Below are 13,584 nucleotides of genomic sequence, written 5' to 3'. Positions count from 1 at the left end.
TGTAACGTGAGGTGATTGGGTTGTTGGAAATTGTATTCTATTGGTTCATTGGATTATTGTGTCTCGCTTCTCTTGTCATCTATTGGATGGAGTGGCGGAAGACACGCGATCGTGTGAAATTAGGTCAAGTCTTTCTCGCGATTTTTTGCTCTGTTCTTGTAATTGGAATGGCTGGAATGGAGACGTACGATCGTGCGACGACGAATTACATCGTCGAGACGGGAGAATGTTATGTAGTCGCTGACCGATCATCGAAGGGTTCATCGAACGTGACGCTATGGTTCGGCGATCGGACATACGGCTTCAAGGAAATTCCGGATGTTGCATATGGTCCGGGGCATGTTTTTACATGTCGCGCGACGATGACGAAGCAGATGCAATCAGGAATCGATTATGAGTTGCGCTCACTTGACGGTGAGTTATTGTTTTCGACCGAATAAGATCGGAATAGAGATGACTTGTACTAGGACTAACCTGGTACAAGTTTTTTTATTTGTTAATGGTTATGAAGTAGAAAACGTTTTTACAAAAAAAGTAGCTTAATACCAAATTTTATGTATATTAGAATTATATAGAATTTATGAATATGAAATGAGGAGGGAAGTAATGGGTACATTCGTGTGTAATCAAATGACTCGAACGTTTTCAGGTGAAGGGGTCGAAACCAATGCGTTATCAGATGTTACTTTGACGTTTAAAAGTGGGGATTTCATATCCATCATCGGTCCTTCGGGTTCGGGTAAGTCGACGTTGTTGAGTTTACTTGGAACATTAGACGTTCCATCGAGCGGTGAACTGTATTACAGTGATCAGCTCTTGAATAAACTGAAAGCTAAAGAGTTAGCTGACTTCAGGTTCGAAAAAGTCGGATTTATCTTTCAACAGTTTCATCTCATCCCAACTCTGACCGCGGTTGAGAATGTGATGGCACCGCTATTCGGTCGTAAAGTCGACTATGATCCGAAAGAACGCGCACTCGCTTTGTTGAATCGGGTCGGGTTAAGCGACAAGGTAGATGCTCTCCCGTCACAGTTGTCAGGCGGACAGCAACAACGTGTCGCGGTCGCACGCGCGCTCATCCACGAGCCGGAATGGCTGCTCGCGGACGAACCGACTGGGAACCTTGATTCGGAGACGGGCGAGGTCATCTTTGAGTTGTTACGAGAGTTGAACCGAGAGAAGGGGTGCGGGGTCATCTGTGTGACCCACGATTCGGGTATTGCCGAGCGAGGCGAGGTGCAGGTTCGAATGAAGGATGGTGAGGTCATCGAAGTGATCGATACGAGGGTGACAGGACATGCTTAAGTTCATCTGGAATTCATGGTGGCGCAACAAGGAACGGTTCATCCTGCTCCTCGTCGGTGTCTTGATTGTCAGTACGGGGCTGTCATATCTCGTCGGATTGACCGAGTCGAACAAAGGGACCGTCGTCTCTGAGCTCGAGAAACGGTGGAAGTCTTCTTACCACATCGTCGTTCGGCCACCGGGCACGCGGAGCGTGACCGAGGAGTTGAACCTCCTCGAGCCAAACTATATGAGCGGACTACAGGGTGGGATCACGCTCGAACAGTATGAACAGATTAAGCAAATTGACGATATCGAGGTCGCGGCACCGATCGCGATGATCGGGTCATATGACTATTTCAAAGATGTCGGGGAGTTTAAACTAGATCGGCCGGTCGTCTACCGTGTCAAATTCACGGAGAAAACAGATACGGGTGCGAGAGTCGAGTCGGATGAATATTCCACCTATTTTCTAGGACAGTGGCAACCGACGGATGCTGATCCTGGTTATGGTCTAAGTCCGACCATGCCAGGTGAAAAATTTACAGCCGGTTTCGGTTCGAACTTTATGATAGCAGGCATTGATCCAGAAGCAGAGGCAGCACTTGTCGGATTAGATGAGGCGATGATTGAGAAAGAGAACGTCAGTCAATACTTTGAGCAGACGGGTCAAACGAAAAATGAAAATGGAATTATCGAGATGCCTGTCATCATGAGTACGAAAACGTTTGTTGATTCAACGATGGAGTTCGACTTAGAAGAGGTTCAGTTACCATTTGATTCGACGAACACGAGAGAAATTGCTTCGAAAATTCGAGATGCGGGCGGACAAGAGTATCTTGATACGCTAGATGGAAAGACCCTTGATCAAATCGAACGTATTTCTTCCCAACAAGTACATAAGGAGCTTGTCGATACATTTCTAAAGGATGGCACGCTTGATTTTTCGAATGGGGATCAAGCCTTCAATTTCCTGGCGTTTAAGCCTTCGTCGTTAAATTATCAGACTGTCAAAAGTCCGTTCGATGAGCGGTGGCCATTTGCCTATCAAGTACAGCCGTACGAAGTGCCCGAGGATAGCATCTATCCGTTCAAACAAATGTATCGCCCTTTATCTTTATATGGTGAAACAAGTGAGGATTGGCCGAGAGTCAAACTGAATTACATCGGCGTTTTCAATCCAGAAAAGCTCGACATGGCGCGCGACCCGCTCACCGATTTGCCGATGGAAACGTATTTTCCAGCAAAGGCTGATTGGGTGATCGATGCGAATGACGAGCCGGTTAACCCGGTGAAGGAGATGTTGCCGGTCAATAACGACCGTGGTTTCTTGACGCGCCCACCTCTCGTCCTGACGACACTCGAGGCGGCCGTCGCCATCATCGGTGAGAAACCGATTTCAGCAATCCGGGTCAATGTGAGCGGGGTCGACGAGTTGAATGAGGAGAGCGAGGCAAAACTCCAAGCGATCGCGAAGGAGATCGAGGAGATGACGGGGCTCATCACTGACGTCACACTCGGGTCGTCCCCGCAGATGGCGCTCACGTATTTGCCGGGCCTCAAAGAGGGTGAAGCGCTCGGCTGGGTTCAACAGCCGTGGGTCCGCCTGGGATCCTCGTTCACCATCTTTGAGGAGACGAAGATGGGCATGGGTGGCGTCATCGCAAGTGTCATTCTCGTCGCGATTTTGTATGTGTTCACGTCGAACGTGATCATGTTGTACGCCCGGAAGAAAGAGTTCGCGGTCCTACTTTCACTCGGCTGGGGACCAAGACAACTCTCACGCCTCCTCTTGCTAGAGGCATGCTTACTGGGCAGTGTTGTTGCCCTCATCGCATGGTTGATTTTAGGTTCATTTTTGCTCGCGGGGGATACGGCGACAACAGGATTACGTGTGATCCTGATTGGATTCGCAGGTTTAGCCATCTATCTTTTAGGTTCGCTTGTGCCAATGATGATGATTCGACGTATCAAGCCATACGAGGCACTGCGCTCCGGTGCGACGACACGCGGGCTACGGCTCGTTCGGTCCGAAGGCGTGATCGGGATGGCGTTCAACCAGCTCGTCACGCAGTGGAAGCGCACGCTCTTGACGCTCCTCGCGATCGCCGTGCCGACGAGTCTGTTCATGTTCTTCTTATTCGTCTCCGTCCGACTGCAAGGAGTCATGTTCACCTCGCTCCTCGGAGAGTATGTCGCACTGGAAGTGGGGATGATGCATTATGTCGCCATGGGTGTTTCGCTCCTGATTGCTGTCCTGACGACGACGGAGGTCATGTGGCAGAACATCAACGAGCGCAGAAGTGAGATTGCGATCCTGAAGGCGACCGGATGGCGCTCTTCCAACATTCGAGGACTCGTGCTCCTCGAGGGAGGTCTGCTTGGCCTTTTGGCAGGGGTGCTCGGTCTGATAGTTGCAGGAATCCTTGTCTGGAACGTATATGGATCACTCCCATTCATCGAGGTGCTTTTCCTCACGGCGACTCTACTCGTCCCAATCATAACGGGGCTCGGCGGGGCACTTCTTCCCGCACAGATGGCCGTCAATGTGATGCCTTATCAGGCAATGCGTGGGACACAGGTGAACACGAAGAGGACAGAGAGACGCTTCAAGTGGGTCTTGGGGACCGTCGGAGGTGGTCTCGGAGCAGCCGTAATATTACTCTTTTTCTTTGCACTCCCAGAAGGCGGAGAGTTGGAAACGACTGATAAGAGCAGACCAGCCGTTCAGGGAACGACGGGTGAGAAATTAGCGGACCTTAAAGAGGATCAAAAGAAACAGCAACCTGCTAAAGACGAAACTGATTTGGAAGATGCTATTCAAGAGCGAGGGGAAGCTGCATATCAAGTTTTTGAAGTGGATGGCTTAAAACAAGAAAAAGAGGAAATCCAGGTCTTCAAACCGGTTGATTCACCAAAGGAAATTAACATTTCGAATTCTAAATCACGCTTACTCACGATTCCAGTAGAACTTACATTGAAAGTAAAAGATGTTCCGGGTCAGGAAGACTTCATCTTTAGATTTATGCCGCAACATTATCCTTTACTAGACGGCAATGGTGACAAATATGAGGTGGAAAAGGTAACGATACTTAAAAAAGATGGATGGGATGGTAAAAATCAATTAACTGCACCGGCGGATATAAGAGCTTTATTGACTTATGAGATCCCAAAAAATGTTGAACAGGTTGCTTTGCTCGTGAATGGGCAATTATTTATTGGTGAGCATGTGTATGTTATAAATTTAGATGTAGAGTAATGGAAGTTGTGATTTGATTATAAGCATATATGATGCCTAAAAAACTAATGTCAAAAAAACATGTTCGAAGCCAGAAATATAGCTTCGAACATGTTTTATATGTAATTACTTATTTTTAATTGAATCTGATTCCTTTTTTGATTCCATCAGCTTATTTCGTTTTTTCTCTAAAAAGATCGGAAGAAGATTTAAAAAGATTGCCGCAATCGTCAAGAACCATAATGCGCGTGACATTCCGGGCACCACATCCTTTAAGGCAGCCCAGTCCTCTGCTTCGACCCACATATTGATTAGGCTATACTCGGCGCATAGCGTGAGAGCAGTCAAGGATAGCGCAATCGCCATAGGTAGTTTGTAATCCTTTTCCATCATAAAGACAGTCAAATTCAATAGCGTGGCTCCAATGGCCGCCAATCCAAAAATAATCCACATGCTTCAACCCCCTAAATATTTCTATAAATCCATCATAGCATACATCATTCCCCATATTAATTTCTGAAAATTGTTTCTATTCACATAATAAATATGCTAGAATCAATAGAACGTGACTTTGGATATTATTCCCTTTACAAAGTGAAGGAATAACGAGAGTCATTCCACACTTATGATTGAGATATGTCATCTAAAGGAGACAGAACTATGGCCTATATTGCACGAAAATCTGCACATCTTGTCATCGCATTCTTTGTCTTGATTGCGATCAGTGCGCTACCGACGATTGTCGTTCAAACAGATTTTAGTCTGACGAGTTACTGGAACGGTATCCAACAACAGCTGGACCAACTCCAAAAGCTTGATGAAATTACATACTACAACGTCACCGCTCAAACAGATTTACCTTTATTACCTGCACTTGGACCGCTCGTCAAAGAGTCGGTCATCATTTTTACAACGGCGCTTGCCGTGTCGACCATACTTGGTCTCCTGTATGCCTTCTTCTATTATCGGAGCGGCAGACGGGTTCGCACCGTCCTGCACCAAACGAGTCAAACGCTCGAGATGGTGCCTGATTTATTTTGGTTAATCTTTTCACAATTTCTCGCTATTTCTATACATAGAGCAACAGGGTTTGACCGAATCGAAGTAGCTGGTGGGTTCGCAGAATACATACGATTTCTACCGATTGTCACATTGACACTGACAACGTTGTTCTTCTTTATCAAATGGTTGACCATCCATATCCATGAACAAGAAGCCATCTCTTACCTTGAACTTGCCCAAGCGAAAGGGATTCGACCGAGAGGACTGTTTTGGAACCATTTGTTGCCGAACATCATCTATCGCTTCTACCTTTTTTTCCGTTCAAACATCATCACTATCTTATCGACGCTACTCATCGTCGAATATCTGTTCAACGTTCAGGGACTGTTTCGATTCGCCGTCTACAATCCACAGATGGAGATCTTACTCGTCATTCTATTCGTCATTTATATCCCGATTTTTCTGTTGGACCTATTTATTGAGTGGATCATTCCGAATGCATGGAAAGGAGGGATTTGATGCGACGCGTATTAATGCGTGACCCGATTTTTATCTTCTGCTTTGTCATCGTCACGGGTCTATTGTTGATGAGTGTTGGAAATACCGTGTTTCGTGAGGGGAACGTTGACCAAACCCTTATGCTCTACTCAGATGAAGGGAGACTCATCGGAATACCACCACTAGAACCTTCGAAATACCAATGGCTCGGGACAGACAATGCTGGATATGATTTATTTCAGATGCTCGTGGAAGGATTTAAATGGACCGTTAGTATCTGTGCGATTGTCGCACTCGGACGAATGGTCATCGGCTTATTGATAGGGATACCGCTTGCTTTTAGAGGAGCGCGATTGAATCACTTTTTTAAAACGTTGCTCGATGGATTCTTGATTTTGCCGATATCTTTACTCGCATTAATGATGCTCGCCTCGACGATGATTTTTTGGGATTCGACACAAGTGCCTCCACTATGGGATCGGGTGAAGATTGAGCTAATCGTTTTAGTCGTTCTCGGATTACCTGCCGTCACGCTATATCTCATCACGGAGATTCGTCAATTGTTACAACAAGAGTTTATGATTGTTGCCCAGACACTTGGTGGAAGCGTCTGGCATCGCGTGAAACTTCATCTCTTGCCCCATCTGATTCCGACGCTTGTCATCGTATTTATGCAACAATTCGTACAGACACTCATGTTGCTCATTCATCTTTCATTGTTTGGAATCTTTTTTGGAGGGACTGTTCTTTTGCATGAAGGAGTCATGCCTACGATTTATGAATGGTCTTCGATGTTTGGATACTATTTCGGACAATTCACAGCGATGACATGGATGACAAATCATCTATTCCTGATCCCTGCGATTGCGCTCGCAGCGCTGATTTTTATCTTTAATTTATTGACCAGTCGACTCGAACGGGCGTTCCGGCTACGTCGTCAAGAACCGATGGTGACCGAAATTAACATTGCACAGTCAGAAGCGGCAGCCGCGTCACTCGACAGTCCGTTTTCTCTCGTCAATGCGAGTGTATCATTTAAGAATGAACCGGATGATATCGTATGATGTCATCTGGTTTTTCTATGCCAAATCGACTGAACCCTCGTGATTGCGGGAACGTGTATAACAGAATGAGATGAATAGCCAAAAAAGGAGTGAATCAACGTGAAAGCTGCGATTTGTACGAGGTATGGGGGACCAGAAGTGTTCGTCATTCAAGACGTAGACCGACCGAAGCCGAAAAGTAATGAGTTACTGATTCAAGTACATGCATCGGCCGTTCATTCAGGAGATCGACGTCTTCGCGCACTGGACGTTCCTGCACTCGGAAAACTACCGATGCGGATCGTTATGGGGTTTAATGCGCCAAGACAACCGATTCTTGGTGTCGTGTTGGCGGGTGTTGTGGTAGAGGTCGGCAGCGGTGTAAAGAGTTTTCAAGTAGGGGAGAACGTCTATGCGCTCACCGGGATGAGGTTTGGCGGATATGCGGAGTTTGCTTGTGTGAACGAATCGAAATGTGTGTTTCAGATGCCCGAGCATGCCAGCTTTATCGAGGCGGCGGCACTTCCGTTCGGAGGGACGACCTCGCTACATTTTTTACGGAAAGCAAACATCGAACGGGCGAAGAATGTTTTGATTTATGGTGGCTCGGGTGCAGTCGGCTCCACTGCCGTACAGATTGCGAAACATTTCGGTGTACATGTCACAGCAGTTTGTCATGGGCGGAACATCGAGCTCGTGAAGCGACTCGGGGCAGATGTGGTCGTCGATTATTCGAGAGAAGGATACGACCGCGAATTGGGTACGTATGATGTGGTTTTTGATGCGTCTGGAAAAATTGATAAGAGATTGGCTCGAAAACATGTTTCGGGGAACGGGTCATTCCTCTCTGTTGCGGGGCAGGGCCCAGCGAGTGAACGAAAAGAGGATTTGATGTTCTTGAACGAACTGTTTGAAGCAGGAGAGCTGCAACCTGTTATTGATTCAGTTTATCCACTGGATGAGATTGTCGAGGCACACCGATACGTCGATCAAGGAAAGAAGATTGGGAATGTGATTGTGACAGTCAAATAGGAATAAGTCAGATGATCGATGGTATGATGAAGAAGGATTGAATTCGTGCTTTATGGTGAGGTGCATACGATCATCTCACATACATATGAATACTAGACGTAGTCAATGGAGCGGGGGACTAATGATGAATGTATTAATTGGACAACCAAAGATGGAACGAAATCTCGAGCAACTAAAGCTAGAGGTTGAAACGAACCCGACAGTAGACTTGATTCTCTATCCGGAGGGATATTGTACATATACAGAATTAGATATGATCCGTCAGTTAGCTAGTGCATTCAAGACGGCAATTGTTTTAGGTTATCGGGATGATACGAATAAAGATCGGGTCCTCATTGTAAATAAGAATGGTGAAACGCTGTTAACGCGACGGAAAACACCTGAAAGTGTGCGCTTGTTCATGCCATCAAGTGTCAAGGACGGAGCGGAGGAATACGGATATTTACTTTGCAGGGAGATTTTTATGGGGGTAGAGGGATTAAAGAATCATGAGCATCTATCAATCATATTCAATCCAATCGGGGTCGGGATGTTTAGTGAAGAACAATTCATGGAGTGGTCCGAAGAAGCGAGAAAGATTGCGATGGAACGTAAAGCGATGATTATCGGAACGAGTCACGCGGATGGGTCGTATCGAAATTGTGGTGTATCGATACCAATCGCGTATTGTTATGATGAAAAGGGTGAAGAAGTGTTTCTATCGAAAAATGATACGAGGACGAGAGTGTTAGATACTGTTTCAAAAGGTACAATGATTGTCTGACCTATTATAATATTATTTGTATTTTGTTATTTCACATACCGTATTTTAACTTAAAAATAGAAAGAGAGAATGTATGAGATACCCATTCAAACGAAAACACAACAAAAATTGTACTTGCTCAAAATGTGGCAGGAGTACAGAAAGTGAAGTTGGTTTTGGATCAATAATGCCAACAGTTCTAAACGGATTGACAACACGTGAGATGAAAAAACGTGTCGTATTGACAGATGATGTATGCGTCCTCGATGAAGCTCACTTTTTCATTTATGGATGCCTAGAAATTCCGATCATTGGGGAAGAAGACCCCTTCATCTGGAACGTCTGGGTGTCACTCAGTGCGGATAATTTTTTCAAAGTCATCGATTCATGGGATGAACCCGCTCGTGTTGACCTTGACCCGATGTTCGGCTGGTTATCGACGGAATTGCCGATTTACCCAGATACAATCAATCTGAAGACAAACGTCCATATGCGTGGAGTCGGATTACGTCCGTTGATTGAACTCGAACCGACGAATCATCCTCTTGCCATCGAACAGCGCAATGGCATTACGAGGTCGAGGGTCGATGACATTTTCCGACTCGTTGAAGGTGATGAATAAAGGAGTCAGGCCATTTGTAACGAGCTGTTAGGCATGGATATGAGTTCGGCAGCATATAAAAAATACAAACGAATGACCAAGTAAAGGGATGAAGAATAGTGATGAGGAATGTGAGGGAAGATTTCATGAGAATCACAGAAACGATGCTTTACACGAACCGGCTTGACGAAATGAAACGTTTTTATACGGAAAAACTTGGATTATCAGTCATTGAAGAAGACTCGACGAGTTTTCGAATCAATCTAGGTGAAGATGCGCTGGTGTTTCAAGAGGCAGCGACCGTTCGAGAGCGACAGTATCATTTCGCCATTAATATCCCGTCCAATCGATTCAAAGAAGCGAAAGAATGGATTAAATCACGTGTTCCACTTTTGAGTGAAGATGAGGAGGATGAGATTTATTTTGAAGGGATTGATGCCTCGTCACTTTATTTTTACGATGCGGACGAGAATGTCGTCGAATTGATTGCTCGACACTCGATTAACCGGGAAAGTGATGCAGAGGTATTTTCTACTGTTGATTTTCTTGGAATCGGCGAGATGAGCTTGACTGCAGTAGACCCGATACATGTCGCACAGGAACTTGCGAATATCGAGATTCACCGCCGAGACGGCAACCCGATTGATGAGCATCACCTCAATTTTTTAGGCGCACCGAACAGCGATACATACATATTGTTGGTGCCTCCAGGTCGTGTGTGGCTGTTTTCACCAAAGCTGTCGATTCCGAGTCCTATTCAAATGACCATCAATCGACAATATGTCATTGAAATCGATGAGAATCATGAACTGAGCATCCATATGAATAAAAAATGAGTTCATTCCTGAACTCATTTTTTTTCGTCTTCACTCAAGTACATCCGAATCTCATCCAAACTCATAAATGAATTCTCTAAGGTCACTTCAAATGATTTATCTAAACAATCAATAGTAAGTGGTTCGCCATCTAGACGAGAGTATCCTTGTAACAGTGGTTTGATGCGTTCATGAACGATTTGTGCATTTTCGAGTGAGGTTTGAGGAAAAAGGATGGCAAAGGTATCGGAGGCAACCCGATATTTTTTATCGGTCCGTCGTGTCGCTTCATGTAATTCGTCACTGAAATAATCTAAAAACCATTCATATTCGGATCGTCCATAACGTTTTTCGAAATCGTTGAGGAGCGGTAATGTGACGAATGTGACGACGAACGTTCCACTATTTCGAATCAATCGATCCCGCTCTGCTTCAAGGTCCATGAAGAATCGATTACGATTATCAAACCCGGTCTCAGGATCGACGGCAATTAATTGACTGACTCTCGCTTCTGCGACACTCAATGCAAATTGTGAGCGAAATAAACCGACTTGAAGCAAGTAAGCTAGAATCGTTAACATCGCAAACAACAGAAGAATCAGTAGTTGAATATTTAAGGGAATTGTAGTTCCAGACATCATGATGAAAAAGTAAGCGCCGAACCCTAACGAGATCAGTACTCCAGATGCTCGGTGTATGAGTAGCGTTGAAAGATAGAGGACAGGGATACAGATCATCCACCAGACCGGTAGATTGTTCATCATCAGAACAGAAGACAATAGAGTACTTACAATCAATGAGCCAACGATGAGCGCAATCAGTTGAAGTGACATGGCAGACCAATGTCGCATCTCATCTCCTCCTTCCTAAAAGAAATAAATTGCAATAGTAACACTATTATCCATTTTCCGAAATAGTGATCATTCAAACTGATTCGTACACTTGATTCATTATAAGTGATTCTTTAATTGAATAACGGGATATTTTTGAAAATACGCCAATGTTTCAGAACACTTCTTTACCGAAAGAGAGTTCATTGATTGGTGTATAATGGAAATGAGGTGATGACATGAATCAAAAACATATTTTAATTGTCGGTGGTACCGGAATGTTAGCTGAAGTCACATCTTGTTTAGCAAGCGAACATCTTGTCACTGTCATCGGGCGAGACCCGGAAAGAATGGCAAAAGTCGTTCGACGAAACCCTGAAACGTGTCATTCACTACTACTTGATTATCGTAGCGAACAGGATTTATCAAAAGGGCTACAAGAATCGATCAAGCGGTACGGACCATTCAAACAAATCATCGCATGGGTACACCGGGACTCCGGGAAGGCGATGCAAATCATCTTGAATCATTCCTCACATGCAGATGTTCTACATATTTTAGGGAGTCAGGCGAACTCCGAACAGGAAAAACGGTCTTTATACATAAACGAACAACAAACGTACCGACAAGTCCAACTTGGCGCAATCTATGAGCATGAAACTTGGCGTTGGCTGACACACGAAGAGATTGTGAAGGGTATACTAACCGCTTTGCACCAACAATTTGATTATCAGTGTATTGGTATAAATAAGGAGGAATCGGATGCTCACGAAAGAAAGAATGAGTGAATTGATGAAGAAACATCATGTCTCTCAAATAGATATGGTATTTGTTAATGAGAGTGAAGAAATGTCTGTATATCGAATGGGAGATGCTTCTCCTGAGGGCAGAATGTTTGCCGCCTGTTCCATCAGTAAACTTGTAACGACTATTCTTATTCTTAAGCTAGTTGAAAACCGGAAGCTGAGTCTAGACTCTCCAATCAACGACTATTTTGCCTCTTTTTCGTTGAATGATCAAAATGGTATGCGTTCCCAGGTCACAGTCCGTCAACTCATCCAACATCAAGGGGGTCTGGTCGATTTACCGAATCAGTTTGGAACAACGGTTCAACGTACAAGCTTTCCGTCAATGAAAGAAATCCTATCGGGCACGACACCATATTATGAACTTCCTGTGTTTGTCCAGTCACAGGAAATAGGTAAGTTCCATTATTCAGATGCAGGTTACTGTTTACTTCAATATGCGATAGAGGAATGTATGTCATCTACATTCGAAAAGATTATGTCTGATTTCATCTTTACACCACTCGATATGAAAACGAGTTCGTATGACTTGGAGATAGTGGAGAAGTTTGGCGTTAATGGGATTGAGCCAGATGAATCAATCGTTTCTGCATATACTTGTTTTTACCCGTATCCCGCAGCGAGCGGTCTATGGACGACGACTTCGGATTTAGCGACGCTCGTCAACGCGATTACGACAAAAGGGTTCTTGAATACTGAGTCAAGAAGGATCCTGTTCACAACCTCTTCTATGAATGCTGAAGTAGGACATGGTCTATTTCTAAATCCGAATGAACCGAGTAAAGGATTCTCGTTCGGTTGGGGTATTGGGTTTCAAAGCATACTCGTAATGGAGAAAAACTCTCCAATATGTTTGATCTGTTTGTCAAATCGGAATGAAGGAATTCATCAGTTTGAAGGGATGATTGGACAGGTGCTACGTGCATACACATAACATAACGTGAGGAGGTATAAACGTTGGCTAGACACTATTCAACTGGAGATGTCGCGAAAAAATTGAACGTGTCGGTGCGTACGCTGCGATACTATGACCAAATCAACTTGGTTACCCCATCGTATACAAACGATGTACAGAAACGATTTTATAGCGACCACGAAATGTTTCGACTTCAAAAAATCATGCTCCTAAAATCAATGGCCGTTCCGCTTGAAGAAATTCGGAGAATCCTAGATGAGGAATCGTTGACAGCCATTTTGTCGGCACATCTCTTCTCTTTAAAAGGAAAGATAGAAGAATTGCAACAGGCGCAGAATCATACGATGACACTCCTTCAATCCATGAAGCTCGAAAATGAAAAAATCGATTGGACGAAACTACAACATATTCAAGCGAAATCAAATGACCGGAAAAAATGGACGGACTATTTTTCGGAAGAAGAGTCTGACTCATTGAAAGCAACTTTACCTAAATTAGAAGACGGTGAGCATGATACGAAAAAGTGGATCAACTTGATTCGGAGAACCGAAATTCTAATCGAACGTGGGGTCTCCCCTTCCTCAAAAGAAGCCCAAATTCTTAAAGAAGATTTGACGTGGTTAACAGACGAGACATTTGGAGAAGATCAGCAATTGATTGAATCATTTTGGAAGATTCGAAAATCAACTGATGCATCGAATGAATTAGGACTGTATCCAATCAATGCATCGATTCTTGCCTATATTGATTCACTATATCAAGAGATAGCAGACTGAT

Annotated in this window: 14 protein-coding genes; 12 read left to right on the top strand and 2 right to left on the bottom strand. The window is 44.5% G+C overall.

What is annotated here, in order from left to right; genetic code table 11:
* Positions 1 to 23 precede the first annotated feature (23 nt).
* The 3 genes from ACQKD4_RS06745 (at position 24) to ACQKD4_RS06735 (ending at position 4,543) form a co-directional block, all read left to right on the top strand.
* Positions 24 to 440 carry a hypothetical protein gene (locus ACQKD4_RS06745; RefSeq protein ID WP_427372853.1) on the top strand — a complete coding sequence of 139 codons (417 nt, stop codon included), beginning with the start codon at positions 24 to 26 and terminating at the stop codon, positions 438 to 440.
* A gap of 166 nt (positions 441 to 606) precedes the next feature.
* Positions 607 to 1,305, top strand: coding sequence for an ABC transporter ATP-binding protein (locus ACQKD4_RS06740; protein WP_427372852.1), 699 nt, complete (start codon positions 607 to 609; stop codon positions 1,303 to 1,305).
* Complete coding sequence (locus ACQKD4_RS06735) at positions 1,298 to 4,543, top strand: FtsX-like permease family protein (protein ID WP_427372851.1); 3,246 nt, start codon at positions 1,298 to 1,300, stop codon at positions 4,541 to 4,543. The genes ACQKD4_RS06740 and ACQKD4_RS06735 overlap by 8 nt, the downstream gene beginning before the upstream one ends.
* 105 nt (positions 4,544 to 4,648) lie before the next feature.
* On the opposite strand, the gene ACQKD4_RS06730 is transcribed toward ACQKD4_RS06735, so the two are convergent.
* On the bottom strand, positions 4,649 to 4,975 hold the full coding sequence (locus ACQKD4_RS06730; protein WP_427372850.1) for a hypothetical protein: 327 nt from the start codon (positions 4,973 to 4,975) through the stop codon (positions 4,649 to 4,651).
* A 207-nt stretch (positions 4,976 to 5,182) separates the two neighbouring features.
* Between ACQKD4_RS06730 and ACQKD4_RS06725 the strand changes: the two genes are divergently transcribed.
* The 6 genes from ACQKD4_RS06725 (at position 5,183) to ACQKD4_RS06700 (ending at position 10,276) form a co-directional block, all read left to right on the top strand.
* Positions 5,183 to 6,043, top strand: a complete 861-nt coding sequence (locus tag ACQKD4_RS06725; protein ID WP_427372849.1) for an ABC transporter permease subunit — start codon at positions 5,183 to 5,185, stop codon at positions 6,041 to 6,043.
* Positions 6,043 to 7,086: an ABC transporter permease gene (locus ACQKD4_RS06720; RefSeq protein ID WP_427372848.1), complete on the top strand. Its 1,044-nt coding sequence runs from the start codon at positions 6,043 to 6,045 to the stop codon at positions 7,084 to 7,086. Before ACQKD4_RS06725 ends, ACQKD4_RS06720 begins: the two co-directional genes overlap by 1 nt.
* 99 nt (positions 7,087 to 7,185) lie before the next feature.
* Positions 7,186 to 8,097 carry an NAD(P)-dependent alcohol dehydrogenase gene (locus ACQKD4_RS06715; protein WP_427372847.1) on the top strand — a complete coding sequence of 304 codons (912 nt, stop codon included), beginning with the start codon at positions 7,186 to 7,188 and terminating at the stop codon, positions 8,095 to 8,097.
* Positions 8,098 to 8,221: 124 nt separating this feature from the next.
* Positions 8,222 to 8,860 carry a hypothetical protein gene (locus tag ACQKD4_RS06710; protein WP_427372846.1) on the top strand — a complete coding sequence of 213 codons (639 nt, stop codon included), beginning with the start codon at positions 8,222 to 8,224 and terminating at the stop codon, positions 8,858 to 8,860.
* Positions 8,861 to 8,933: 73 nt separating this feature from the next.
* Positions 8,934 to 9,461: a DUF2199 domain-containing protein gene (locus tag ACQKD4_RS06705; RefSeq protein ID WP_427372845.1), complete on the top strand. Its 528-nt coding sequence runs from the start codon at positions 8,934 to 8,936 to the stop codon at positions 9,459 to 9,461.
* A 125-nt stretch (positions 9,462 to 9,586) separates the two neighbouring features.
* A complete protein-coding gene (locus tag ACQKD4_RS06700) occupies positions 9,587 to 10,276 on the top strand; it encodes a VOC family protein (protein WP_427372844.1) in 690 nt (229 codons plus the stop codon).
* Positions 10,277 to 10,290: 14 nt separating this feature from the next.
* Here the strand turns inward: ACQKD4_RS06700 and ACQKD4_RS06695 are convergent, their stop codons facing one another.
* Positions 10,291 to 11,106: a GGDEF domain-containing protein gene (locus ACQKD4_RS06695; protein WP_339963019.1), complete on the bottom strand. Its 816-nt coding sequence runs from the start codon at positions 11,104 to 11,106 to the stop codon at positions 10,291 to 10,293.
* Between the two features lie 218 nt (positions 11,107 to 11,324).
* Here ACQKD4_RS06695 and ACQKD4_RS06690 point away from each other — a divergent pair, with 218 nt between their 5' ends.
* From ACQKD4_RS06690 to ACQKD4_RS06680, 3 genes are read left to right on the top strand one after another with little or no spacing between them, the layout of a single operon-like run.
* Positions 11,325 to 11,873 carry a hypothetical protein gene (locus tag ACQKD4_RS06690; RefSeq protein ID WP_427372843.1) on the top strand — a complete coding sequence of 183 codons (549 nt, stop codon included), beginning with the start codon at positions 11,325 to 11,327 and terminating at the stop codon, positions 11,871 to 11,873.
* Complete coding sequence (locus tag ACQKD4_RS06685) at positions 11,848 to 12,825, top strand: serine hydrolase domain-containing protein (RefSeq protein WP_427372842.1); 978 nt, start codon at positions 11,848 to 11,850, stop codon at positions 12,823 to 12,825. Before ACQKD4_RS06690 ends, ACQKD4_RS06685 begins: the two co-directional genes overlap by 26 nt.
* A gap of 23 nt (positions 12,826 to 12,848) precedes the next feature.
* A complete protein-coding gene (locus ACQKD4_RS06680; RefSeq protein WP_427372841.1) occupies positions 12,849 to 13,583 on the top strand; it encodes a MerR family transcriptional regulator in 735 nt (244 codons plus the stop codon).
* The last annotated feature ends 1 nt before the right edge of the window (position 13,584 follow it).

This window comes from Exiguobacterium sp. NPDC077395 (assembly GCF_050269125.1).
Taxonomy (GTDB): domain Bacteria; phylum Bacillota; class Bacilli; order Exiguobacteriales; family Exiguobacteriaceae; genus Exiguobacterium; species Exiguobacterium aestuarii_A.
Note: the sequence above shows the minus strand (reverse complement) of the source record. Positions and strands in the feature narration are given on the sequence as shown.